This is a genomic window from Dellaglioa sp. CoH-55-MRSF-7 (genome assembly GCF_056782235.1).
The window spans coordinates 154,714-181,105 of sequence record NZ_JBXAYI010000002.1; the positions used below are offsets into that span (position 1 = coordinate 154,714).

The 26,392-nt window shown below is 34.0% G+C and carries 24 protein-coding genes and 1 other RNA gene; 4 read left to right on the forward strand and 21 right to left on the reverse strand.

Going from position 1 to position 26,392, the window contains the following annotated elements:
• Positions 1-42 precede the first annotated feature (42 nt).
• The 17 genes from purH to AC1RPU_RS02615 all read right to left on the reverse strand — a co-directional run bounded on the left by purH (position 43) and on the right by AC1RPU_RS02615 (position 15,644).
• Complete coding sequence (purH, locus tag AC1RPU_RS02535; RefSeq protein WP_481761305.1) at positions 43-1,581, reverse strand: bifunctional phosphoribosylaminoimidazolecarboxamide formyltransferase/IMP cyclohydrolase; 1,539 nt, start codon at positions 1,579-1,581, stop codon at positions 43-45.
• Positions 1,582-1,585: 4 nt separating this feature from the next.
• Positions 1,586-2,164: a phosphoribosylglycinamide formyltransferase gene (gene purN / locus AC1RPU_RS02540; protein WP_481761304.1), complete on the reverse strand. Its 579-nt coding sequence runs from the start codon at positions 2,162-2,164 to the stop codon at positions 1,586-1,588.
• Position 2,165: 1 nt separating this feature from the next.
• Positions 2,166-3,200: a phosphoribosylformylglycinamidine cyclo-ligase gene (gene purM, locus AC1RPU_RS02545; RefSeq protein ID WP_481761303.1), complete on the reverse strand. Its 1,035-nt coding sequence runs from the start codon at positions 3,198-3,200 to the stop codon at positions 2,166-2,168.
• Positions 3,201-3,210: 10 nt separating this feature from the next.
• A complete protein-coding gene (gene purF, locus AC1RPU_RS02550) occupies positions 3,211-4,641 on the reverse strand; it encodes an amidophosphoribosyltransferase (RefSeq protein WP_481761302.1) in 1,431 nt (476 codons plus the stop codon).
• Complete coding sequence (purL, locus tag AC1RPU_RS02555) at positions 4,626-6,848, reverse strand: phosphoribosylformylglycinamidine synthase subunit PurL (RefSeq protein ID WP_481761301.1); 2,223 nt, start codon at positions 6,846-6,848, stop codon at positions 4,626-4,628. The genes purF and purL overlap by 16 nt, the downstream gene beginning before the upstream one ends.
• Before the next feature lies 1 nt (position 6,849).
• Positions 6,850-7,524 carry a phosphoribosylformylglycinamidine synthase subunit PurQ gene (gene purQ, locus AC1RPU_RS02560; RefSeq protein ID WP_481761300.1) on the reverse strand — a complete coding sequence of 225 codons (675 nt, stop codon included), beginning with the start codon at positions 7,522-7,524 and terminating at the stop codon, positions 6,850-6,852.
• Positions 7,525-7,526: 2 nt separating this feature from the next.
• Positions 7,527-7,778, reverse strand: coding sequence for a phosphoribosylformylglycinamidine synthase subunit PurS (gene purS, locus AC1RPU_RS02565; RefSeq protein WP_409022561.1), 252 nt, complete (start codon positions 7,776-7,778; stop codon positions 7,527-7,529).
• Complete coding sequence (purC, locus tag AC1RPU_RS02570) at positions 7,778-8,497, reverse strand: phosphoribosylaminoimidazolesuccinocarboxamide synthase (RefSeq protein WP_481761407.1); 720 nt, start codon at positions 8,495-8,497, stop codon at positions 7,778-7,780. The genes purS and purC overlap by 1 nt, the downstream gene beginning before the upstream one ends.
• Before the next feature lie 200 nt (positions 8,498-8,697).
• A complete protein-coding gene (gene purB / locus AC1RPU_RS02575; RefSeq protein WP_481761299.1) occupies positions 8,698-9,993 on the reverse strand; it encodes an adenylosuccinate lyase in 1,296 nt (431 codons plus the stop codon).
• 15 nt (positions 9,994-10,008) lie between these two features.
• Positions 10,009-11,130, reverse strand: coding sequence for a 5-(carboxyamino)imidazole ribonucleotide synthase (gene purK / locus AC1RPU_RS02580; RefSeq protein ID WP_481761298.1), 1,122 nt, complete (start codon positions 11,128-11,130; stop codon positions 10,009-10,011).
• The gene (gene purE, locus AC1RPU_RS02585; protein WP_481761297.1) at positions 11,123-11,608 is read right to left on the reverse strand and encodes a 5-(carboxyamino)imidazole ribonucleotide mutase; all 486 of its coding nucleotides are present in this window, start codon (positions 11,606-11,608) and stop codon (positions 11,123-11,125) included. The genes purK and purE overlap by 8 nt, the downstream gene beginning before the upstream one ends.
• A 175-nt stretch (positions 11,609-11,783) precedes the next feature.
• On the reverse strand, positions 11,784-12,176 hold the full coding sequence (locus AC1RPU_RS02590; protein WP_481761296.1) for an EbsA family protein: 393 nt from the start codon (positions 12,174-12,176) through the stop codon (positions 11,784-11,786).
• 124 nt (positions 12,177-12,300) lie between these two features.
• Positions 12,301-12,903 (reverse strand): nitroreductase family protein, encoded by a 603-nt coding sequence (locus AC1RPU_RS02595; RefSeq protein WP_481761295.1) that lies wholly within the window; start codon positions 12,901-12,903, stop codon positions 12,301-12,303.
• 141 nt (positions 12,904-13,044) lie between these two features.
• Positions 13,045-14,181, reverse strand: coding sequence for a THUMP domain-containing class I SAM-dependent RNA methyltransferase (locus AC1RPU_RS02600; RefSeq protein WP_409022567.1), 1,137 nt, complete (start codon positions 14,179-14,181; stop codon positions 13,045-13,047).
• Between the two features lie 91 nt (positions 14,182-14,272).
• An RNA gene (gene rnpB / locus AC1RPU_RS02605) (RNase P RNA component class B) lies at positions 14,273-14,636 on the reverse strand.
• A 33-nt stretch (positions 14,637-14,669) separates the two neighbouring features.
• Positions 14,670-15,011 (reverse strand): cell division regulator GpsB, encoded by a 342-nt coding sequence (gpsB, locus tag AC1RPU_RS02610; protein WP_481761294.1) that lies wholly within the window; start codon positions 15,009-15,011, stop codon positions 14,670-14,672.
• Between the two features lie 66 nt (positions 15,012-15,077).
• Complete coding sequence (locus AC1RPU_RS02615; RefSeq protein WP_481761293.1) at positions 15,078-15,644, reverse strand: SLOG family protein; 567 nt, start codon at positions 15,642-15,644, stop codon at positions 15,078-15,080.
• Between the two features lie 111 nt (positions 15,645-15,755).
• Between AC1RPU_RS02615 and recU the strand changes: the two genes are divergently transcribed.
• Entirely contained in the window at positions 15,756-16,361 is a 606-nt protein-coding gene (recU, locus tag AC1RPU_RS02620) for a Holliday junction resolvase RecU (protein WP_481761292.1), read from the forward strand.
• A gap of 35 nt (positions 16,362-16,396) precedes the next feature.
• Positions 16,397-18,643, forward strand: coding sequence for a transglycosylase domain-containing protein (locus tag AC1RPU_RS02625; RefSeq protein ID WP_481761291.1), 2,247 nt, complete (start codon positions 16,397-16,399; stop codon positions 18,641-18,643).
• A gap of 60 nt (positions 18,644-18,703) precedes the next feature.
• Here AC1RPU_RS02625 and AC1RPU_RS02630 read toward each other — a convergent pair whose 3' ends face one another.
• From AC1RPU_RS02630 to AC1RPU_RS02645, 4 genes are all read right to left on the reverse strand, one after another.
• Entirely contained in the window at positions 18,704-19,414 is a 711-nt protein-coding gene (locus AC1RPU_RS02630) for a DnaD domain protein (protein ID WP_481761290.1), read from the reverse strand.
• A 72-nt stretch (positions 19,415-19,486) separates the two neighbouring features.
• The gene (gene asnS / locus AC1RPU_RS02635) at positions 19,487-20,788 is read right to left on the reverse strand and encodes an asparagine--tRNA ligase (protein WP_409022573.1); all 1,302 of its coding nucleotides are present in this window, start codon (positions 20,786-20,788) and stop codon (positions 19,487-19,489) included.
• 90 nt (positions 20,789-20,878) lie between these two features.
• Positions 20,879-21,376, reverse strand: a complete 498-nt coding sequence (locus AC1RPU_RS02640) for a cell wall elongation regulator TseB-like domain-containing protein (protein ID WP_481761289.1) — start codon at positions 21,374-21,376, stop codon at positions 20,879-20,881.
• 64 nt (positions 21,377-21,440) lie between these two features.
• Positions 21,441-24,266 carry a helicase C-terminal domain-containing protein gene (locus AC1RPU_RS02645; protein WP_481761288.1) on the reverse strand — a complete coding sequence of 942 codons (2,826 nt, stop codon included), beginning with the start codon at positions 24,264-24,266 and terminating at the stop codon, positions 21,441-21,443.
• 193 nt (positions 24,267-24,459) lie between these two features.
• Here AC1RPU_RS02645 and mvk point away from each other — a divergent pair, with 193 nt between their 5' ends.
• On the forward strand, positions 24,460-25,425 hold the full coding sequence (gene mvk, locus AC1RPU_RS02650; protein ID WP_481761287.1) for a mevalonate kinase: 966 nt from the start codon (positions 24,460-24,462) through the stop codon (positions 25,423-25,425).
• A complete protein-coding gene (mvaD, locus tag AC1RPU_RS02655) occupies positions 25,415-26,380 on the forward strand; it encodes a diphosphomevalonate decarboxylase (RefSeq protein ID WP_481761286.1) in 966 nt (321 codons plus the stop codon). The genes mvk and mvaD overlap by 11 nt, the downstream gene beginning before the upstream one ends.
• Positions 26,381-26,392: the final 12 nt, after the last annotated feature.

Genomic DNA, 26,392 nt, shown 5'->3' on the forward strand with positions numbered 1-26,392 from the left:
TAATCCTTTCATAGGTTAAAAAGATAGACTCATTTTAACAATTTAATGTTTGAAATGACGACGGCCACTAAATACCATAGCAATATTTTTGCGATTAGCCATATCAATTGACTCTTGGTCTTTAATTGACCCTCCCGGTTGAATAATTGCCGTAATACCATGATCAGCAGCATATTCAACACTATCATCCATTGGGAAGTAAGCATCTGAAGCTAAGACAAATGGTTCTACCATCCCATGTTCTAGTGCTTGCTCTAACGCAATTTTAACCGATCCGACACGGTTCATTTGACCCGCACCAATTCCAAGTGTTTGATCCTTAGTTGCAATTACAATCGCATTACTCTTAACATGCTTCACAATTCTTTGAGCGAATAATATTGCTTCTTTTTCATCACTTGTTGGTAATTTTTCAGTTACCGTTTTTAATTCTTCCATTTGGTCAATGACTTGATCACGTTCTTGAACAAGTAAGCCACCCATCACTGAGACATATTCATATTTATCAGCTTGGTCCTTTTGACTGAAATCAATTGTCATAACACGAAGATTTTTCTTCTTAGCTAAAATATCATATGCAGCATCTGTGAAGTTTGGTGCGATAATAATTTCAAGGAATAAATGATGTAATTCAGTTGCTGTTTCTAAATCAACTTCACGATTTAAGGCAATAATGCCTCCGAAAATTGACGTTTTATCAGCATCAAATGCTTTTTTCCATGCAGCATTAATCGTTTCTCCAGTACCAACCCCACAAGGATTCATATGTTTCATCGCAACGACAGCAGGTTGCTTAAATTCTGAGACAACTTTTAAAGCAGCGTCGGCATCTTTAATATTGTTATACGATAACTCTTTACCATGTAATTGTTTAGCGGCAGCAATCGAAAAAGCATTTGGTAAAGCTGATTGATAGAAAGCCGCTTTTTGATGTGCATTTTCACCATAACGCATTCCTTGTTTGAAATCATATGTTAATGACAATTTTTCAGGAAATTCAATTTCTAATTCTTTTGTTAAATAAGATGATATTAAAGTATCATATGCAGCCGTGTGTCTAAACGCTTTAGCTGCTAATTGTCGACGAAACTGATTATCCATTTTATCATCATCGAGTTTATCTAAAACAGACGGATAATCAGCTTTATCGACAACAACATAAACAGATTCAAAATTTTTGGCAGCAGAACGCAACATTGAAGGCCCACCAATATCGATTTGCTCAATAGCTTCTGACTCAGTAATACCAGGTTTTTCAATCGTTTCTTTAAAGGGATATAAGTTTACACAAACTAAATCGATTAAGGCAATATGTTCTTCTTCTAATTTAGCCATATGAGCTGGATTGTCACGCCTTGCTAATAACCCACCATGAATCATTGGGTGTAATGTTTTAACTCGTCCATCAAGCATTTCTGGAAAGTGAGTCACATCTTCAATTCTAATTACAGCGATATCGGCATCCTTTAAAATATTAAACGTACCACCAGTTGAAATAATTTCAAATCCACGTTTGATTAATCCCTGAGCGAAGTCTGCAACACCAGTTTTATCAGATACACTTATCAAAGCTCTTTTCATCTTATTAATCTCCCTTTTTATTGTTTAATAAATTTAGAATCACCTTTGGATATAGTTGGTGTTCAACATCATGAATCTTACTTTCCAATTGTTCAAGTGTTTCATTTGGTAAAATAGGAATACTTTGTTGCGCTATAATTGGCCCCGTATCAACACCTTCGTCAATGTAGTGTATCGTCACACCAGTTACACTAACACCTGCCTTATACGCATCCTCAATTCCATGAATACCTGGAAAAAGGGGTAACATTGCGGGATGAATATTAATAATTTCCATCGGATACTTACTCAATAATGTACTTGTAATCACACGCATATAACCCGCCAATAAAATGGTGTCGATTTGATACTTAGCTAATTCATTAACAATCACTTGTTCATAATGACTACGATTTTCAAAGTCTTTAGGTTGAATAATAAAGGTTGGAATTCCTCTACGTGCTGCCTTTTTAATGACAGCCGCTTTTGGTCGATCACAAACTAAAACTTCAATTTCTAATCCTGCATCTTTTAATGCCTGATTATCTGCAATAAATTCAAAATTAGAACCGGTCCCTGATGCAAAAATTGCTACTTTGACCATTTTATTTACCTACCAATTCGACCGTTTGATCAGTATTTTTAATTTCTATACTGCCTATTTCATAAGCGTGTACAGTTTCTTTATTTAATTGTGTCAGCACCTGTTCAACGTTAGCTTTATCAACAGCCAAAACCATTCCAATACCCATATTAAAAATTTCATACATCTCTGAATGGGGTATCTCACCGTATCTAGAGATGGCATCAAAAATTGGTAGTACTGGCCATAATCCTAGATTAATTGTTGCTTTTAGCCCTTCTGGTAACATTCTTGGTATATTTTCAATAAAGCCACCACCTGTAATATGTGCTGCGCCTTTAATCAAATTATCTTGAAATAAAGGAATCAGATCATCTACATAAATTTTTGTTGGTGTCATTAATATTTCAGCAAGTGATTCATTAGGTATTTCTGGTAAAGCTTCATCTAAATTAAAAGCCATGTCTTCAAGAAATATCTTTCTAACAAGTGAGAATCCATTTGAATGAATACCGGTTGACGAAATTCCAATTAAAATGTCATTTTCTTGAATTGAATGACCATCTATTAATTGACTTTTTTCAACAACACCAACCGCAAATCCGGCCATATCATAATGTGTTTTTTGATACATCCCTGGCATTTCAGCTGTTTCACCACCAATAAGATTCATATGTGCTGTTTGACATCCTTTAATTACCCCAGAAATAATACTTTCAATTTTTTGAGGTTCAGTTTTGCCAGTCGCTAAGTAGTCCAAAAAGTATAGAGGCGTTGCACCCTGAGCAACAATGTCATTAACACACATAGCCACACAATCAATCCCAATTGTGTCATGTCGATTTGTTTCAAAGGCAACCATCAATTTGGTGCCAACGCCATCAGTACCTGAAACCATAAGTGGCTCTATAATACCTAATCGACTGAGATCAAAGAGTCCTCCAAATCCACCAACTGAACTTGTTTCATTTACCAGTGACATTTGTTTATTAATTCGATTAACGACGTCATACCCTGCATTCACATCAACACCCGATTTTTGATAAGCATTTACCATTTTGAAGTCCTCACTTTTCTGTCGTTAAGTTTGCTAAATACTCATCCTCGTAATCATATAATGGCGTTGGATAATCACCATTAAAGTAAGCCATACATAGTCCTGAATATGGGGCATCTAAATTCAAACCAATTGAAGCAATTAATCCAGCTTCACTTAGAAATGCTAATGAGTCTGCCCCAATAATAGCCTTCATTTCTTCAATTGATTTATTTGCGGCAATTAATTCAGATTGCTTTTGAATATCAATCCCATAAAAACAAGGGTATTTAAGAGGTGGTGACGCAATTCGCAAATGAACTTCAGCAGCTCCAGCTTCTTTTAACAATCTAACAATGTGTTTACTCGTTGTCCCCCGAACAATTGAATCATCGACTAAAATAATCTTTTTACCCTTAACCACGCTTTTAACAGCTGATAATTTCATTCGCACCCCTTGTTCTCTAAGTCTTTGGGTGGGTTGAATAAAGGTCCGGCCAATATATTGATTTTTAACTAATCCCATTTCATAAGGAATGCCACTTTCTTCTGCATAACCACTAGCTGCAGACAATGAGGAATTTGGTACACCAATAACCATATCTGCATCAATACCCGTTTCTCGTGCTAGTTTGCGACCCATTCTTTTACGAGCAGAATGGACATTAATCCCACAAATATCCGAATCCGGTCTTGCAAAATAAATATATTCCATTGAACAAATTGACATTTTAGTTTCAGTTGTATAAACGTCAATTGATAGCCCTTCGTCAGTAATAGTGACGATTTCACCAGGGTTCACATCGCGAACGAATTCTGCCCCAACAGAATCTAAAGCACAGGTTTCACTTGCAACGACGTAAGCACCATTTACCATTTGACCAATAGATAGTGGTCTAAATCCATTTGGATCAAGTGCCGCAATCATGTAGTTTGACGTCATTAATAAGTAAGCAAACCCACCATGTACTTGATTTAATGCGTCTTTAACCTGTTCATGCAAAGTGTCTTGTGATGAACGACGAATTAAGTGCATCAAAACCTCTGAATCCGAACTTGATTTGAAAATAGCCCCATCTTGCTCTAACTCATTTCTAAGCGTTACCGCATTAGTTAAATTACCATTATGGGCTAAGGCAAACTGTGTATCGTAAAAATCAAATAAAAATGGCTGAATGTTATCAATTCCGTTACTACCGGCCGTTGCATAACGTACATGTCCAATAGCTGCATTACCGGTTAATTTTTTTATTTTTTCAGGATTTCTAAAAACATCTGATAGTAATCCTAATCCTCTATAACCAATTAGTTTACCTTCATCATTTGATACAATTCCTGCACCTTCTTGGCCGCGATGTTGTAAACTATGCAGACCAAAATAGGTAATCTGATTTGCATCTTCATTTCCCCAAACACCAAAAACACCACATTCTTCATTTAAACTTCTTATTTCATTAGGCACGGAATTGCATCCTCCCAAACTTGTTTGGCTTCAGAAGTTGTAAGAGTTATCTTACTCCCTTTTGTCGTCACGTTAATTAATTGGTCTGCTGTAACACAGCCAATTTTTTCAGCAGTTTGATTCATTAAATTTTCAAAATCTGTCTTATTTTCTGATTTAATCGATAAAATGAATCGCGATTGTGATTCTGAGAAAAGTTGTGCATCTGTCATATTTACATTAATATCAATACCTAAATCGTTTTTAAATACGGATTCACTTAAAGCAACGGCTAGACCACCTTCAGATAAATCATGTGCACTTTCGACTAAACCAGATTCGATAGCTTCTAAAACAAACGCTTGGTTACTTTGTTCAGTCTTTAAATCAAAATGTTTAATATCTCCGGAAATCTCGTTAGTAGTCATTTTCTGAATTTCTGAACCATTAAAATCATTATAAGTTGTACCCACTAAATAAATTAAATCATTAGCATGTTTAAAATCTTGCGTTGTTATATTTTTAACATCTTTAATTAAACCAACCATTCCAATCATTGGCGTTGGATAAATGGCTTGTTCATTAAATTCATTATATAAAGAGACATTACCAGAAATAACAGGTGTATTAAATAAGTCACATGCTTCAGAAATACCGATAGCACTTTGATCAAATTCCCAAAAAATTTCTGGATTTTCAGGACGTCCATAATTTAAGCAATCTGTAATAGCGAGTGGTTGTCCACCAGATGCAACTATGTTACGCGCTGCTTCAGAAACAGCAATTTGACCACCAACCTTAGGATTCAAGTAAATATAACGCGCATTACAATCTGTTGTCATTGCGAGTGCCTTATTAGTTTCTCTAATTCGAATAACACCTGCATCACTACCAGGTCTAACCACTGTATTGACTTTAACTTGAGAATCGTACGTTTCGTACAATGATTTTTTGGATGCGATTGTTGGTTGTTGTAACAAATCTAACCAAGTTTGCTTCGTATTTTCTATTTCAGGTATAAAATCAGACTGCGCTTTAAATTTGCTGATTCTTGCAGGTTCTTTTTGTTCCTTATGATAGACTGGTGCATCACTTGCTAAAGAATCAACGGGAATATTAGCAACAATTTTTCCCTCATGTATTAAAACATAATCCGTATTTTCTGTTACATACCCGATATTAACGGCTTCTAAATCATATTTTTTAAATAAATTGATAACTTTAGTTTCAAATTCAGGTTTAATACAAAGAACCATCCGTTCTTGAGATTCAGATAACATCATTTCGTAAGCAGACATATTAGTTTCACGTTGTGGAACGTTATCTAAATCAAGTACCATCCCTGATTTAGCTTTCGAGGCCATTTCAGCAGTTGACGAAACTAATCCAGCAGCTCCCATATCTTGAATACCAACTAACCAGTCTGGATGATCTAGAATAAGTTCGAGACAAGCATCCATTAATAATTTTTCCATGAATGGATCACCAACTTGAACAGCTGAACGCTGTGTTTCTTTATCATCAGCAAATTCATCAGAAGCAAACGTTGCCCCATGAATACCATCACGACCCGTTTTAGCACCAACATAAATAACTAGATTTCCATCACCTTTTGCCTGGCCTTTTTGAATATTTTTATGATCAATCAGTCCAACACACATTGCATTTACTAGTGGGTTACCCTCATAACAAGGATCAAATCCTATTTCTCCACCAACAGTTGGAATACCAATACAGTTACCGTATCCTCCGATACCAGCTACAATTTCTGAAACAAGATACTTAGTGTGCTCATTATCTAGTTCACCGAAACGTAAACTGTCAAGAAGTGCAATAGGTGTTGCCCCCATTGAAAAAATATCTCTGATAATACCGCCGACACCTGTTGCGGCACCTTCATAGGGTTCAACAGCTGAGGGATGATTATGGCTTTCAGCTTTAAATACAACTGCTTTACCATCACCAATATCAATAACACCAGCACCTTCTCCAGGTCCTTGTAAAACTTGCGGCCCAGAATTTGGAAAATGTTTTAAAACGGGGCGGGAATTTTTGTAAGAACAATGCTCACTCCACATTACTGAAAATAAACCAGTTTCAGTATAGTTAGGTTGACGACTTAAAATATCATCTTTAATTAACTTATATTCTGAATCAGTTAATCCCCAATTTTGATATAATTTGGTATCTTCAATTATTTGTGCCGTCGGTTCTTGTTTTGTAACCAAATTAACCCACTCCCTCTGTGTATGTCGTTAACATCGATTTAAATAAATTTAGGCCGTCCGTTGAACCGAGCAATGCTTCAATAGCACGTTCTGGATGCGGCATCATACCAAGTACATTTCCACGCTCATTAATAATTCCAGCAATATTATCAATACTTCCATTTGGGTTATCTTGATATCTAAAAATAATTTGATTATTTTTCTTAAGAGAAGCTAATGTTTCATCATCACAATAATAATTACCCTCGCCATGAGCAATTGGTAATTCAATTGTCGTTTGCGTTTTATAATCAGTTGTAAAACGCGTTTGATTATTAACAATTTCCAAAGTAACTGGCTTACAAATAAATTTAATATTTTTATTTTGAATTAATGCACCTGGAAGTAGTTGCATTTCCGTTAACATTTGAAATCCATTACAGGTTCCAAACACTAGTTTACCTTCATCCGCAAAACGTCTCACTTCATTCATAATGGGTGATAAACTGGCAATTGCCCCACTTCTTAAGTAATCGCCGTATGAAAATCCACCTGGAAGTAATACACCATCAAAACCATCAAGAGATTCCTCTGTATACGACACAAACTCAGCTTGTTCATGTAAACCATCCCGAATAGCGTGAAGTAAATCATAATCACAATTTGAACCAGGAAATACAACAACTGCAAATTTCATGATTAAGCCTCCACTTTTTCAAGTTCGTAACGATATTGCTCCATATTTGGATTAGCTAATAATTTATCACAAATCGCATCAATTTTTTGGTCTATCTCTAATTCAGTTGCTTCAACCTTTAACACAAAATATTTACCAACTCGAACGTCACTAACACCTGAGAATCCTAATCGGTTAATCGCTTCATTAACAGCTTGACCTTGCGGATCTAAAACTGATTCTTTATATGTAACGTAAACTTTTACACTATACATTATTTGACCTCATTTCGATTTTTTAGTCGGTTTAAAACATCTTGATATACTGGAATAATGCTACCTTGGTTTTTTCTGAAAATATCCTTATCTAATGATTTATGTGTCTTCGAATCCCATAAACGTGCATTATCAGGTGAAAATTCATCTGCCAAAATAAGTTCCCCATGATACCGACCGAATTCAAGTTTAAAATCAATTAAATCAATATTGATGTCTTTAAATAATTTATACAGTAGCTGATTAATATGAAGGACTTGTTTCTTTATTTCGTCCATTTCTATTTTAGTCGCAAAATTTAACGCAAAAATTTGTGACTCATTTATTCCAGGATCGTCTAGAGCATCATTCTTATAATAGTATTCAATAACAGGAACTGTTAATTTAGTTCCTTCAACTTGATCAAATTTACGAGCAAAACTACCTGCAATAGTATTTCGTAAAACAACTTCAATTGGAATTATTTCAACTTTTTTAACTAATTGTTCGGTTTTAGAAACATCTTCAATGAAATGTGTTTTAATACCGTTTGCCATTAAATAAGAAAAAATAATATCAGATATTTGATGGCTTAATAATCCCTTACCTAATATTTCTTCTTTCCGTTTACCATTAAGTGCGGTAGCTTGGTTTTTGTATACCATTCTTAATACTTCTTCATCATTAGTTTGATAAACATCTTTAGCTTTTCCTTCGTAAATCAATTGATCCAAGCGAATAGCCCCCTTAAGAATAAAAACATATAAAAATATACTTTTTAACTAAATAGTTCGTTCTTTACAAATATAGTTTAACAATTACTATATAATTTATCAAGGTAAAATACGATTATTTTTATATTTTTTTAATTTAAAGTTCGTATTATGGCAAACAAAAAACCATAAAGCTATTAAAATAACTTTATGGTTTACATATTTCTTTAAATGAGACCAATTCGTTCGAAAATAGCATCAACATTTCTAATATGATAATGATAATCAAAAGCATCATCTAAGTCTGCTTGAGTTAATGCAGACATTATTTGTTCATCTGCTTCTAATAAGGGACGGAACTGTATTTGTTGATCCCAAGAGATTGCCGTCTTAGGTTGAATTAAATCATATGCAGCCTCTCTAGACATGCCACTATCAATTAATTTAAGTAAAACTCTTTGGCTGTAAATAAGACCAAAAGTACGGTCCATATTTTTTTTCATATTTTCCGGAAATACTGTTAATTCTTTAACTATTTTTGTAAAGCGACGTAGCATGTAATCTAATAAAATAGTTGTATCGGGTAATATAATACGTTCTGCAGAGCTATGTGAAATATCTCGTTCATGCCATAATGTAACATCTTCGAAGGCAGTGACCATATGTCCTCGAATGACACGCGCTAACCCTGTAATATTTTCTGAACCAATTGGATTACGTTTATGTGGCATAGCTGATGAACCTTTTTGGCCTTTAGCGAAATATTCTTCAACTTCTCGTGTCTCACTTTTTTGTAATCCACGAATTTCTGTTGCCATTTTTTCAATCGATGTTGCAAGAAGAGCCATCTCAGAAACATAATTAGCATGTAAATCTCGTGGTAAGACTTGTGTCGATATTTCTTGAGGTCTAATTCCAAGATGCTCACAAACATAAGTTTCCACAAACATTGGGATATTGGCAAATGTTCCTACAGCACCACTAATTTTTCCAGCTTCAACATCTAATGCTGCATCATTAAAACGAATTTGATGACGTTTCATTTCAGAATACCACAATGCAATTTTCAATCCAAATGTTGTTGGTTCAGCATGTACACCGTGTGTTCTACCCATCATAACAGTATCTTTATATTCAACTGCTTTATCAGCTAAAACAGCCATAAATTCTTCAATATCCTTACGCAAAATTTCATTAGCCTGTTTTAAAATAGATCCATACGCTGTATCAACTACATCTGTAGAAGTTAATCCATAATGAACCCACTTACGTTCTTCCCCTAGAGATTCTGAGACAGCTCTTGTAAAGGCAACGACATCATGCTTTGTTTCTTGTTCAATTTCTAAAATACGATCAATATCAAAACTAGCATTTTTACGAATTTTTTCAGCGTCTTCTGCTGGAACATGGCCTAGTTCAACCCAAGCCTCACTAGCTAATGTTTCAACTTCTAACCAAGCTTTATATTTATTTTCATCTGACCATATGGCACCCATCTCAGCATTTGTATAACGATCAATCATTTTTATCTTCCTCTCTTAATCCCAAATTTTCGTTTGATATACATCAATTTTAGCTTGCTCAATATTATCGGTTAATATCGTTACATGACCCATCTTACGATCTTGTTTTGCTTCATTTTTACCATAAAAATGAAACCGCCATTGACCTTCATTTTGAATTTCATTTAATACTGACTGGACATGTTGTCCCAAAATATTAATCATAATAGCATGACTTAACAACTGTGGTTTTAACATTGGTAAATTACAAATTCCTCTAATATGCGCTTCAAATTGTGATAAGGAACAGGCCTCAATTGTTAAATGTCCGGAATTATGTGGTCTAGGTGCAATTTCATTAACATAAACGCCACCTGAATCTGAAACAAAAAATTCAATCCCCATTGTTCCAACAGACAAACAATCATCAGCAATTTGACTTGCAATAATTTCAACTTCTTTTCTTGTCTCAATCGATAAACGACTCGGACAAGAACTCTCATGTAAAATATTATGACGATGTTGATTTTCGATAATCGGAAAAATACTTTGTTGGCCTAATTCATTTCTAGCAATGATAACGGAAACTTCACGATCAAACTGAACAAAGCCTTCTAACACGCATGTTCTATTTTGAATCAATTTTCCCGCTTCAATCAAATCAGCACTTGTCTTTAAAATAACTTGTCCTTTACCATCATATCCGCCACGAATCGTTTTTAAAATTGATGGGTACCCAGTTATTTTAATGGCATTTTCTAAATCATCAAAACTTTGTATTAATTTAAATGGTGCGATTGGATAATTATGAGCTTCCAAAAATTGTTTCTCACTAATTCTATCTTGTGAAATACGCAGTGCAGTCGACCCTTGTGGAACATAGCAATATTGCTTTGCTGCATCAATCGTATCAGCATCTACATTTTCAAACTCAAACGTTAGTACATCACACATTTTTGCAAGATTTAAAATAGCAATCTCATCGTCATAATCTGCAATCACTTGTTTGTCCGCAACCTGAGCAGCTGGGCAATCTTTTTGCGGATCTAATATAATCACACGATAACCCATTTCTTTTGCAGACGTTGTCATCATTTGTCCTAGCTGACCACCACCAATAATACCAATTGTTTGTCCTGGTAATATCCTTTTAATCAAGTAAATCACTACTTTCCAAAGATTTTTGATGGAGTGATAATTGATATGACTTTAAATTATCTTTTATAGTTGAATCACTTAAGGCACAAATTTTTGCGGCAAAGATGCCGGCATTTGTTGCACCTGCTTTACCAATTGCCATAGTTGCTACGGGTGTTCCCGCAGGCATCTGAACAATTGACAGTAAAGAGTCTATTCCATTTAGCGCATGGGACTGCACCGGAACGCCTACTACAGGGATGACGGTTGAAGCTGCAATCATTCCTGGTAAATGTGCGGCACCACCCGCACCAGCAATAATAACTTCATACCCATTTTTATCCGCACTTTCTGCAAATTTAATCATTTCTATTGGCATTCGATGTGCCGAAATAACTTTTTTATCATACTCAATATCAAGTTCATCTAATAAATTAGCCGTAAATTTCATTGTGGTCCAGTCGGAAATCGATCCCATTACAATTGCTATCTTTGCCATTCGATTACCTCCAAATTTAATAAACCTATTCTATCAACAACTCAGCGTTGTGTCAAAGCAAAAAAAGGACGAAATTAAAAAATTAATAAAAATAGTTCGTATTTTAATGGATATTCAAGCTATTTCTCTTTTTAATATTTCTTTTTTATAAAAAAATAAATGACACCTATTGGCATCATTTATTTCCCTTTTTAAGGTCCGTGTATAATTGTAACTTGCTTCTAGAATTCAAAACAACTGACTTTTTACTATTGGCTAAATAAAAAGATAGTCCAAATCTTCTTAATTTAACTTGTTTTATTGCGGAAATTTCAATTATTTCATTATGTTTTCGAATAACCTTAGTTAACTTAATATTTTTGTCGTCAACTATTAATTTACGATTCAAGATTTGAACAATTGATACAATAAGAAAAAGTATAAATAAAACAATTGTCCAAATTTGTAATGTTGTTATCTCTAACCATAATAATAAACTACCTAAAAATAAGCAGAACGTCCATGACCATAAAATAACCGTTTTAGCTAGCTCGGGTTGATAAAAATATGTTTTTTGATATTTTTTCATGCTTATGATCTCCTCTAACACAATAAAATTATTCTTCTATATTTAAAGCTTAACATAATTGATCAGATATTCTATATTTTTCCATAAAAAAAGATGAAACCTTAAGTTTCATCTTTTTGAACTATTATTTAATAACTAAGAATCTGTCATCATCTAACATGAAATCTTTATCTCCTGCCGCTGCTTCAATTGAACCAAATGGCATTTGTGCACGTAATTCCCAGTTTCCAGGGATATTAAACGCATTTTTAATTTCAGTATCAATAAGTGGATTATAATGTTGTAAACTTGCGCCAATACCATTTTCAGCTAATACTGTCCAAACACTTTGTTGAGCACCGCCCAAACCTTGTTCTGCCCAAACTCTGAAGTTATCAGCGTATAAAGCAAAATCTTTTTCATTTTGAGCAACAACATCAGTATCTATAAAGTATAATATTGTTCCAAATCCAGCACGGAATGTTGCAATCTTTTCTTGAGTTTTCTTATATGCTTCAGCATTAGGAACCTCAGATTTAAGACGTTTTTCAACGATATCCCAAACCATGTCTGAATTTTTACCATATAAAATTGCTGCTCTAATTGTTTGATTATTGAATGATGTTGGTGATTTCTTTATAGCATCCTCGATAACACCAGTAATTTCATCAGGTGTTTGACTTACTTTATCCCCTAAAGCGTAAATTGAACGACGTTGTTCCATAAGATCTAATAATTGAGTTTTCATAATTAATTTCCCCTTCTCTATTTGAATAAACTTAGTATATCACTTACTATTAATAAGTAAAGAGATAACACTTATTTTTTTTATCTTAAATAAAAAAAGCTACCTAATCGTTGATTAGATAGCTTTTAAACTTATTATTTATTATGCTCTTGGTTTACGTTTACCCCAATATTGGAAATAATCCGTTCTCAATGAGCCATTATATAGCTTACGTTTTTTAGATGCTCTTGAACCATAATATTCTTCAAAAGTTAAGTCACTTGTTAAGATATATTTACTCCAAGTAGGCATTTGTTTATAAACAACACCCATCTGTTTGTATAAAACACGTACAGATTCAGTATCGCTCAATCGTTCACCGTATGGTGGGTTAGCGACTAAAACACCATTTTCTTTTTCTGTTGTAAAATCTTTTGCAGCAAGTTGCTTGAATTCAATACTATCCAAGACGCCAGCTTCAGCGGCATTCTTTTTAGCAATTTCAATCATGCCAGCATCAATATCATAACCTGCTATATCTAATACTACATCAAGATTTGCTTCACCTTTTGCTTTTTCTCTTAAACGATCAAATAGTCCTTTTTCAACAAAATCCCAATCTTCGAATACAAAATAACGACCGATACCAGGTGCAATATTATGTCCCATTAATGCAGCTTCAATTGGGATTGTTCCTGAACCACATACTGGATCAACAAAAGGTTTTTCTGGATACCAATTAGTTAACATAACTAACGCAGCTGCCATATTTTCTTTTAAAGGAGCATAACCCTTTTCAACACGATAACCACGTTTAAATAAACTGCTACCCGTTGTATCAAGTGTCAATAAGACGTTATCTTTATTAATAGCAACTTCCAATGGATATTTTGAACCCGTCTCTGGTAAGCGTGTTGTACGGTGATAGACATCACTTAATTGATCAACAATTGCTTTTTTCACGATTGCTTGGGCATCTGGAACACTATAGAGTGTTGATTTTTGAGATTTTCCTTGAACAGGGAATTCCGCATCTAATGGTAAAAACTTATCCCAAGAGATTGCTTTTGTTTGTTCAAATAAATCGTCAAAAGTCGTAGCCGTAAACTCACCAACAATGATTTTAACGCGATCTGCGGTTCTCAACCATAGGTTTGTATTAATAACATCTTCCATTGTTCCTTCGAAGCGGACACGACTATTTTCTACTTGAACATCATAACCCATATGTTTAAGTTCGTTTCCAACAATTGACTCAATACCGCTAGCTGCGGTTGCCAATAATTTAAAAGTTTCCATTTTGCACCTTCACTATAATTTAATTTTTTTAATAAAAAAACTAGGATAAAAGAAAATTCTTCATCCTAGTTCATCCTGAAATCATGTAAATTTCTATAAGCCATGTTTTGTACGTCATCCATCTCAGGCGATGAAATCAGTGGTAATCATCTATCTCCAGATATTATCTGCCCCCATGATTTGTTCATTTCCGTCATGAAGCGCCCCTACCAAAGTTTGGGTTGCCTACTCGTGGGGTTTACCGCGTTCCAGCAATACCGTTTCCAATATTGTATCGTCTCTGTGGCACTTTACAGATTACTTTGACATAGCCGAAGCCTTAGTCATTTTATCCGCCGTTACCCGAAGGTACCTTGGCTTATTTTTTCACCAAGCACGAACACTACAAGCATCTCAGCTTGTGCAAGCATGGACTTTCCTCAGCCTAACTTAATAGACCGCAATTACCCGAAATTTACACTGAATCTATATTACATCATTCAATTAATTTAAAATTGATTTCTAGAATTTTCATTCTCATCTAACTGTGCACCAAACACACGACGTTCCAAATTAGATAATCGTTTAAGAATATCCATATTTGAAGTTGTAGATGTTGTTTGGGTCGTCTGTGAACTTTTACCAACAGTAACCTGTTTTGTAAGTTCGTCGACTTGAGCAATTAAACGATCATTTTCTTCTTGAAGTTTTTTGACTTTCTTATCAAAGGTTTCATAATCTTTAATAACATCGTCAAGAAATTCGTCAACTTCTTTAGAATCATATCCACGCATTTTTGTTTCAAAATGTTTTTGTAAGATATCTTTAGGTACAAAATTAACATCCGTCATATTCGTACACCTCATCACTAATTTCTCATAAATAATGTTAATACCTGTTTATTATAGCAGAATTATTTAATAATTCAAATGATTATTTTGTTCCTCTTCCATTTCGTTTGCAATATCTTCTAATTCCATAAAATCTATCATACGTAATGCATAGTTTTTCACTTCTTTAGTTTGCTTTATTTTTAATAAATCAAATTTTGTTTTGCCTTCATTTTCTGAATCATAAAGTAATAACGCGCCATCTGTGTGTTCTATCATAAAAGTTTGATAATTTTTTAATTGCTGTGGCGACTGATAGGTATCCTTACTAACATAATCAGAAAAATCTACATCATTTAATATTTGATTTAAAACTAATTTTTTATCATCTTTCCAATTATTACCAAACTCTTTGAATGGTAGCATAACTGATACCTTGAAATCAGGATATTCATTTTGTATATCTAGGCAAATTTGTGCCGTCCATTGCTCAACACCAAGCTGAGGGCCAGTTATAACCCACTTCAATCCATTTTCTATTTCATTAATAATATTTTTTTTAATTGCGCTTTTAATGATTTTTATTTTAAGATCATTTTCATTAAAAATACCTAATTCGTATGTTCTATAACCAGTCACCCATAAACGCTTCATAATTGATTAAATATTCCTTTCTTATATTAAGAATATGTTACCAAATCCTTTAAAGCTATTAAATTATATCACTTATTGTTATAATATTTTAGATTGGAGCGTGAAATAACTGTGAGTATTAATTATCCTAATGGAAAACTTTATGAACAATCACCTTTAAATACGCAAAAAAAGTCAAATATGCTGTTGTTTGGTAAACGGGGGATGTCATTAGAGGATGATATCAACGTAAGCAACGCATTTTACCTTGCTCATAATATGGCTGTCATTCACAAAAAACCAACGCCTATTCAAATTGTAAAAGTTGATTATCCTAAACGAAGTGCAGCTGTTATTAAAGAAGCTTACTTTCAAACTGCGTCAACAACTGACTACAATGGCATATACGATGGCCACTATTTAGATTTTGAAGCTAAAGAAACTAAAAATAAAACTTCATTTCCGTTAAGTAATTTTCATGAGCACCAAATTAACCATATGAAATCATGTGTATTACAAAGAGGAATTAGTTTTGTTATAATGAAGTTCACAACCTTAGGTAAGGTCTACTTACTACCATCAAAAACGCTATTTACTTACTGGGATAAGCAGAGTGTTAATGGTCGTAAATCAATTCCATTGAAAACAGTCCAAACTGAAGGATTCGAGATACAATATACTTTAAATCCGGTCATTCCCTATTTAAAATACGTTGATAAAATGATAGAGCATCTATAATTAAGGCTTTATATAATTAAAGGAGAATTTTATTTATGGCAACAGCTGATAATAAAGGTACTACTCGTGTTGCGCGACGCGAACAAGAAATAAGCACTAACAAAAAAGGCAACAAAGGTAAAAATAGTAAAGGTAAACTTTTTAAACGTATTTTTTTGAGCTTACTTGCTCTATTCGTTATTGGCGTAATTGCTAGTATCAGTTTATTTTTCTATTACGCCAAAGATTCACCAAAAATAACATCAAGTAGTCTTGAAAGTACCCCTGCAAGTGTCATTTATGCAAAGAATGATGAAATCATCACTACCTTAGGAACTTCAAGAGTCTACGCTGAATCGTCTGACATGCCGCAACTATTAAAAGATGCCATTGTTTCAATCGAAGATAAACGTTTCTATAAACATAATGGCGTTGATCCTGTGCGAATTGTAGGTGCAGCCTTGTCAAATATCACTGGTGGATCAGCTGGTCTTCAAGGTGGTAGTACTTTAACACAACAACTTATTAAATTATCTGTCTTTTCGACAAAAGCATCTGATCAAACAATAAAACGAAAAGCGCAAGAAGCATGGCTAGCATTACAAGTAGAGCGTAAATACAGTAAATCTCAGATTTTAACGTTCTATGCTAACAAAGTCTTTATGGGAAATGGTATTTACGGGATGCAAACTGCTGCAAATTACTATTTCGGTAAAAAATTGAATAAATTAAATACAGAACAAATCGCGTTAATTGCTGGTATTCCTAATGCCCCATCTTCTTATAATCCTTACGCGCATCCAGAATACGCAAAGGAACGACGTAATGAAGTTATTGATGCAATGTTAGCAAATAACAAAATTTCGGCAAGCGAAGCAAGTACAGCTAAAGCGACACCAATTACTTCAGGCCTAAGAACATCACATTCTGCCGAAAAAGATACTTATAATGCAAAAATTTCTGATTCCTATTTAAAAGAAGTTATTCAGTCTGTTAAAGATAAAGGTTTTGATCCTTATAACAGTAGTCTTAAGATTCGTACAAACTTAGATTTGGATGCTCAGAAACGACTTTATGATATAGCTAATACAAATAACTATGTGGTCTATCCTGACAGTAAAATGCAATTAGCTGTTACCATGGTTGATTCAAAAACTGGCGCTATTTCAGCTATGATTGGTGGCCGTAAACAAACAAATGTTACTTTCGGGTATAATCGGGCTGTCGCAACTAGTCGAAGCAACGGTTCAACCATGAAACCTATTATGGATTACGGTCCTGCTATTGAATATCTAGACTACCCAACTAATCAAAAAGTTAGCGATACAAAATATTACTACCCTGATGCTACTACAAAACAATTAAATGATTTTGATAATAGCTATCTTGGAACAATGACAATGCGAAATGCTTTGATTCAATCACGTAATATCCCTGCTATTCGGACACTTGAAGCGGTTGGATTATCAAAAGCCCAAGGATTCGTCAAAAAACTTGGTGTCTCTAAGGATCAAGTTGATACTTACTCATCTGGTATCGGTGCAAACATGTCAACGACTCAAAATGCAGAAGCCTATGCAGCATTTGCAAATGGTGGAACTTATCACAAAGGGACTTATATTTCAGAAATTGAAAGAAAAGATGGTACAGTTGAAAATTATTCTAGCTCAGGTACTAGAGCAATGAAAACATCAACTGCTTATATGATTACTGATATGCTAAAAGGTGTTATTAATAGTTCTAATGGTACAGGTACGGCAGCTCAAATACCGGGTCTTTACCAAGCGGGTAAAACCGGTACTACTGATTATCCATCAAATGTTGCTTCTAAATTTCCATCTAGCGCAGTTATGGATTCATTATTTTCCGGCTATACTTCAAATTACTCAATTGCAGTTTGGACAGGTTATGATTCACCATTAGTCGCAAATAACTACTTAGATGTTAATTCTCAACATCTAGCTGTAGGTATTTATAAAAACTTAATGCAGTACGTTTCCCAATCAGTTTCAAATACGGATTGGACAAAACCTTCTGACGTTTATCTGAAAAATGGCGAATTATCATTAACAGATTCATCTACTGCAGAAACAACAACAGCAGATAGCAGTTCATATTCAGTTCCTAAGATATCAAATAGTTCTAGTTCTTCAGAAGAATCTAGTTCAAGCAGTTCTTCTAGTTCAAGTAGTTCTAGTTCTTCAGAAAGTTCTAGTTCATCTAGTAGTTCTAGCTCCGCTATTAGTTCAAGTGCTTCATCTAAAGCAGACAGCAGTAAAGCCGTTTCGTCTGCTACTCGTTAAATAAAAACCTGGCGATATTCAGTTAAAATTCTGAATATCGCCAGGTTTTTATTTATTTCATTAATTTGACCAATGATATAGGGGTATTTCCGGTTTATCATTAGATTCTTTTGTATTGTCATTATTCTTCACATTATTTGAAAAGTTCTGTTGTTGTCTTTTTTCTTTATCTTTTTTTATGTCTTGACTTGTTTTTATATGCTTCTTTTCCCAATTTAGTAAAATTCTATCCATATATTTTAAACTGTATGCCTGATTAAGGACAGCTTCTTTCAACGCCATCAAAATTAGTTCTGGAATATAGTGGTCTTGATCAATCCACATGCTAATACTTTCTAATTCCATTGGTGATAAAGGTCTTCCAAATTCAACTTCAATTTTTTCATAAACCTCTTTTCGAGAATTATTACTCTTAACAACTTCAACCTTTTCTTGTGTCCTATGACTTAAATTATTTAATTTTTCATATAACACACTAAAATCAAATTGATCGGTGCTGTACCCATTTGAATCATCAATTGTTTTGATAGAAATAACTTTTTTTTCGATTAATTTCTGCAGTAATGTATAGGTTTCCTGGGCCGTCACGCCCATTTGACTGGCAATTTGATTTGTATCTGGAAATTTATTACCTGCTTGATTAAAGCTTAATAGATGGATTAAGAAAATTAATTCATCACTTGATAATCCAATTTTTCGATAATTCCGTAAAATTAAATTAGACACATGGGTTTCCCCTGCTTCTAAAAATTGACTCATAAATGCATCCATAACGAAAATGCCTCCTTAATTAAGAAAAGAACCTTAAACAATTTCGTTTAAAGGTTCTTTTTCTCTACTTTTTTATGGGTAAATACGGTTTAATAGACGTGGGAATGGAATAGCCTCACGTATATGTTCTTCACCTGTAATCCAAGTTGTTGCGCGTTCTAATCCAAGACCAAATCCTGAATGAGGAACACTACCATATCTTCTTAAATCTAAATACCATTCGTAATCTTTTTCGTTCAATCCAGCTTTTTTAATTTGTGCTATTAAGTTATCTACATCAGTTTCACGTTCTGAACCACCAATAATTTCGCCGTAACCTTCAGGAGCTAATAAGTCAGCACAAATAACGACGTCTTCTCTCGTTGGATGTGGTTTCATGTAAAATGGTTTAATTGCTTTAGGATAGTTTAAAACGAATACTGGCATACTGAAATGTTCTGCCAAATAAGTTTCTTCAGGAGATCCAAAATCATCACCCCATTTAGTATCAGGAAATTCACCAGAATTTTGTAATAATTCGACGGCTTCATCATAAGAAATTTTAGGGAATGGTGTTTTTGTATAACTTTTTAAGACTTCTTTATCTCTTTCGAGAATATCTAAAGCATAGTCACAGTTATCTAAAACATTTTGTACTAAGAACGCAATATATTGTTCTTGTACTTCAAGACTTTGTTCTTGGTGCATAAATGCCATTTCGGGTTCAATCATCCAAAATTCAATTAAATGGCGTCTTGTCTTAGATTTTTCAGCTCTAAAAGTTGGTCCAAATGAGAATACTTTACCAAAGGCCATTGCCCCAGCTTCTTCATACAATTGACCTGATTGTGACAAATAGGCATCTTTGTCAAAATATTTAGTATGGAAAAGTTCAGTTGTACCTTCTGGTGCACTACCAGTTAAGATAGGCGCATCAATCTTTATAAAACCTTCTTTATTGAAAAATTCATATGTTGCGCGAATAATTTCATTTCTAATTTGCATAACTGCATATGGTTTCGTTGAACGTAACCATAAATGACGATGATCCATCAAAAATTCTGTTCCATGATCTTTAGGTGTAATTGGATAATCTTGACTATCACCAACTAATTCAAGTGATTTAACTTCAATTTCATAGCCAAATGGTGAGCGTTTATCTTCATGAATCTCACCAATAACGTAAAGGCTAGATTCCTGATGTAACTCTTTTGCCATTTCAAAAGTTTCTTCACTGACATTACTTTTTATCACGACACCTTGGAAAAAGGCACTTCCATCTCGTAATTGTAAAAATGCAATCTTACCACTTGATCTTTTATTAGTAAGCCAAACACCGATTTTTACTTCTTCGTCTACATGGTTTTTAGCATCAATTATACTAATTGTTTTCAATAAACTTCCTCCTCATTACGGTCCTAGTTGCTAGATCGATTTCATTCCTTTTATAATATCATTAGTCAGATATATTAGTCCATAAGACAATTATATATTTTCAACGGATTTTAAAACTTTACCATTTGAGAACTGCAGTGTTTCATAACAAAGAGCTTTTTTCTTGTTCAAATAACTCACTTCCCATGCAGGTACACCGTTGTATATACCAAGTCCGACATTCAATATTTTACTAGGTTTTTTTTCATTCCAGATATAAGTTAAAATATCATTTTTTGTCTTACCATTTGATTGTGATAAGACTTTAACTTTTCCACCTTTTTGAGCAACAATCACATAAATTCTTTTATTAGCTTTTGTTGTCCCTGCAACTGTAAAATAAGTTGCATCCCTATTATATCTATAAAATGCTGTTTCTTTATCTAGTTTTGCGTATTTTTTAGCAATTGTAACAGCTTCTTTTTCAGCTGTAGCCATCGGTGATTTTGCGCGATTATATAAAATAAAAGCACTTACCACAATAACTAATATCGTACCAAGTATCGAAAGAAAAACGATGTTTTTTGATTTTTTGGGGGATCTTCGCATGATCAATTTTTCTCCTGTCTTAGTTTTATACGGTCATATTATAACAGACATTATCTAATTCTGATTAACTATCAGAATTAGATAAAAACGTCTTTAAATCAATAATAATATCTGCCAATGGTTCATTTATAAGTTGTAATTCATCCGGCAATACTTCAATCATTTTTTTACCATAACTTTGATTTATCAATCGATTGTCCAATGCAATCATTGCCCCTTTATCGGTTGACGTCCGAATTAAGCGTCCAAACCCTTGTTTAAGCTTCATTGTTGCTCTAGGCAGTGAATACTCACTGAATACATCCCTACCTTGACCTTCAAACTCTTTTTCTTTCGCCTTTACATTTAACGACTCTGGAGACTCAAATGGTAACCGCGTCACAATTAAAAGTTCTAATCTATCATTTGGTAAGTCAACGCCTTCCCAGAAACTACCAGTACCCATTAAAATAGCGTCTTTACCTAATAAAAATCGTTTTTTTAATTTTTCAGGCCGTCCTGTAACACCCTGAACTAAAAGTTCACGATCAAGATGTAACCCTCTTTTTGTTAATAACCCATAAACATTTGCTATCGTATCAAGCGAATTAAATAAAATTAACGTTTGTTTACGTTGTGATTTTATAATCTCATAAACTGAATCAGCCAAGTAAGATTCATAAAGCTCTTTTGATGATCGAACATCAAAAGCATCACTTGCTACATACAATTTAGCTTGGTTACTATAATCAAAAGGACTCCCTAATTTTTTGATTTTGTAATTATCATCTTGTATATCTAGCTGATCAATAATGTAATCAGGATTACCTGGTAGTAACAAAGTCGCCCCAGTAAACGTCAGGTGATTAAAGTGCCGATAAATTACTTCAGAAAGAAAATGAGTTGCATCTGATAAACTAAATTCAAATTGCATTTTGTCTGTTTGTCCGTTAATCGGAAAACTTAACCAAAGCACCTTTTCATTTAGCTTGTCTTGATTTTGTTCAAATATAGTCCAGCCCTCAGTTTCTGCAAATAATTGCTTAAAAAAGTTATGAACACGATTCAAAAGCTGTTGCTCATCTTGGCCGATATTTTGTTGGCTTTTTGCAGCGATATAACGATCTCGTAAAATGGCATCATCTCTTTTTAAAACAGTTATCACTTTTAAAACAGATTCAAGCATAATTTTATTTCGATTAATCAATCCAATTAGCTCAGTTGATTTTAAAATAATTGCTTTTCCGGTCGTTTCATTTTTTGCTGCTGAATTCCTACTAATTTGTCGACCATATTCTCTTGAAAATTGTCTGATGAGTAACTCAACTGATTCCCGTAATTTCCTAATTTCTGTTAATAATTGATTGTTTTCACTAGCTGTTAAGAAATTAATTGCCATTAAGTCATTAAAAGAAAATTTTTGTGAACTTTGTATGCTAGTCAATAATGAATCACACATATTAATAATTTTCCAGAATCGAATGCGTCCTTTATTTGACTGTAGAGCAACATCAGCAAGATGCTGTGCTTCATCTACAATTAATTCAGGCGCAAGTTTTGTACGATCTGAGTTAAATAAACCAGGATGCTTCATTAAAAAAGCATGATTTGTAAAAATAATTGCTGACGATTCAACTTGTTTATATAACGTATTAATAAAGTCAACTTCAAAAAATTGATCAGTTAATACTAAACTCCCAACCCCTTGATGTTCAATTTGATTAAAAATGGGATTTTGATAACTTGAAAGTTTTAATTCATCAAGTTCACCAGTTTTAGTCATTGTCAGCCATACTAAGATACGTATTTTCATTAAAGCTATCTGTCCAGAGGTTTCTTTTTGTGTTAATTCTTTTTTAAACGCCGCTAAATTTATATAATGGTTACTGCCCTTCAAATTTACTGCAGCTGTTTGAAAAGGCAATAATTTGTTAAGTAACGGTAATGCCTGATTCATCAACTGGGTTTGAAGTAATGTTGTCGCACTACTAATCACAATTTGTTTGCGATTTTGAGCATGATAAGCTGCTGGAATTAAATAACCTAATGTTTTACCGATTCCTGTAGGAGCCTCAATAATTAATGTTCGATTTCCACTTTTTAAATGTTCAGAAATAAGGTCCATCATCTTTGCTTGTTCAGGTCGCCAACTTAATTGTTTTTCAAATATTTTTTTCTTATCTACTTCTGCTTCAGGATAAACATAATTCGTTAAATTAAATGTATCTTGTTTCCTACGTTGAAGGACAATCCCTCCAACAATGTATAGATGATCTGGTAGTCTTTCCTGTCTTCTATTTTTATCACTGTACGCATCAGAAAATAATTCATTTGTATTTCTTAATAAAAATGAACTTAAACGATTTATTTCAAATAAGGTTTCTCTTGGAATCGTTTCTAGTCGAGTTAATAAGAAGATAAATAACTCAGCTGTCACATGGGCATCACTATCGGCATGATGCGGATTTTCGTGAGTCAGATTCAAATATCGACTCAGATCTTTTAATTTAAAACTGGGTGCTGTTGGCAATAAGATTTGACTAAGCTGTACAGTATCGACACCTTTTATTGATAATGCAGGATAGCCAACTCTTTCTAACTCACTATTGATAAATGGCAAATCAAAGTTAATATTATGCGCAACAAAAACTGTATCTTGGAGAATCGCGTAAATCGTTGCGGCGACGTCTTCAAAATAGGCAGCCTTTCTGATTTGACGGTTTGTAATCCCTGTTAATTCTGTAATAACTTTCGGAATTGCCATACCAGGATTAATATCAAACGAGAAAGAATTTATTATTTGATTTTTTTGAACTAAAACGCAACCAAATTGGATCATTCGATCGCCACTTTTAAGATTTGTTCCCGTCGTTTCAATATCCACTACAGCATAAATCGTATTTTTATTCATTGAAGTTTATCACCAGTCTTTTTAAGTTAACGCATTTATGTTTATTTTACCATATTGATTAAAGAATCATATGCCAAAAACTAAATCATTATAAATTCTCAAAGTTCATCCAGTCCATTATAGCTATAACGACAATTTTAAGGTATGATAATGGAAGTAAATTCATCTAGAGAGGACTCTTTTTTTGAACAATTTGTCAGATAATACAGAAGCAAAATTTCTTGGTACTAGCCATGCTAAAATTATATTAATCGGCGAACACTCTGTTGTTTATAGCCAACCCGCTATTGCCCTCCCTTTACCAAATGTTAAAATATCAGTTTTAACGGAAGCAATGGCAGATAAACAATGGATCACAAGTCGTTTTTATAGTGGTGAACTGAAAAATGTTCCCATGAATATGCGTGGCATTAAGCAAGTTATCCAGTACATTTTAAAATCATTGAATAAACGACATCAATCATTTAAATTAACGATTGAAAGTGACATCCCATCTGAACGAGGGATGGGTTCTTCCGCTGCCACAGTTATTGCCATAATTCGAAGTTTGTACGCTTTTTTTGATACGAAAATCGAACGCGATGAACTTCTACTTATTGCCAATATCGCTGAAACAACCACACATGGTTCTCCAAGTGGTATCGATGCCGCAACAACCAGTAGCCGCGATCCCATTTGGTTCATTAAGCACCAAGAGGCTTACCCTGTCCCATTAAACATAGAGGCAACCTTAGTGATTGCTGATACGGGAATCAAGGGCCAAACGGGTTTAACTGTTGGTCAAGTTCGTGATCGCGTCTTATCAAGTCCTGACGTTACTGAAAAAATAATTTCCGAACTTGGTCAATTAACAAGTATGGCTAAGGCACAAATTGCGACAGATGATGCTATAAGTTTAGGACACACATTATCTAGGGCTCATCATTTACTAAAATCTTTAGGTGTTAGTCATCCCAAATTAGATGCACTTGTCAAAACAAGTCTAGAAAATGGCGCTTTAGGTGCCAAACTTACCGGTGGTGGTGGCGGTGGCTGTATGATAGCCCTAGTTAAAACACCCGAAGAAGCTTTAAATCTAAGCCATCTCTTAAATCGTAATGGTGCCATTGCAACTTGGATTCAACCCCTTAAAAAGGAGTCACAACATATTGAAAAATAAAATTTCAGCTCGCGCCCATACTAATATTGCACTCATTAAATACTGGGGTAAACAAAATAAAGATTTAATTATTCCTTACAACAATAGCCTATCCTTAACGTTAGATCATTTTTATACCGATACTACGGTAACTTTTGACGATACGCTAACTGAAGATACCTTCTTTCTAAATTCTAAACAAAAAAAGGATAACAAAGTATCAGCCTTTTTAGATATTGTTCGTAATCAAGCACAAAAAAATATTTACGCTAAAGTAGAATCAATAAATCACGTTCCAACTTCAGCAGGACTTGCGTCATCAGCGAGCGCATATGCTGCACTTGCGCTTGCTGCTAGTCAAGCAATTGGTTTAAATTTAAATAAACGCGATTTATCACGATTAGCACGTCGTGGTTCTGGTTCAGCTAGTCGCTCTATTTTTGGTGGCCTAGTTGAATGGGAAAAAGGTCACAATGATGAAGACTCCTTTGCTATACCGATTGAAGAAACGATTGATTGGGATCTTCAAATGATTGCTATTATGATTAATAGTCATGAAAAAGCGATTGATTCTCGTTCTGGAATGCAACATTCCGTGGACACATCACCTTTCTACAATGAATGGGTTAAATCTTCTGAACGTGATTTAATTGATATGAAAAAGGCTATTATAGAGAAAAACCTCGAAAAAGTTGGTCAAATTGCTGAAAATAATGCAATGAAAATGCACGCAACAACTTTAAGCGCTAATCCCAGCTTTACTTATTTTAATCCTGACAGCATACGTGCTATGGATGCTATTCGTGACTTGCGTCAAGAAGGTATTACCTGTTACTTCACAATGGATGCTGGTCCAAATGTTAAAATAATTTGTTCCAAAACTGAAACACCTTATATTTTAAATAAATTAAGTCCACTTTTTGGTGCAAAAAATCTTTTGGTTGCCAAGCCTGGACCTGGAGCGACACTTATTTAGTGTTATCCATAT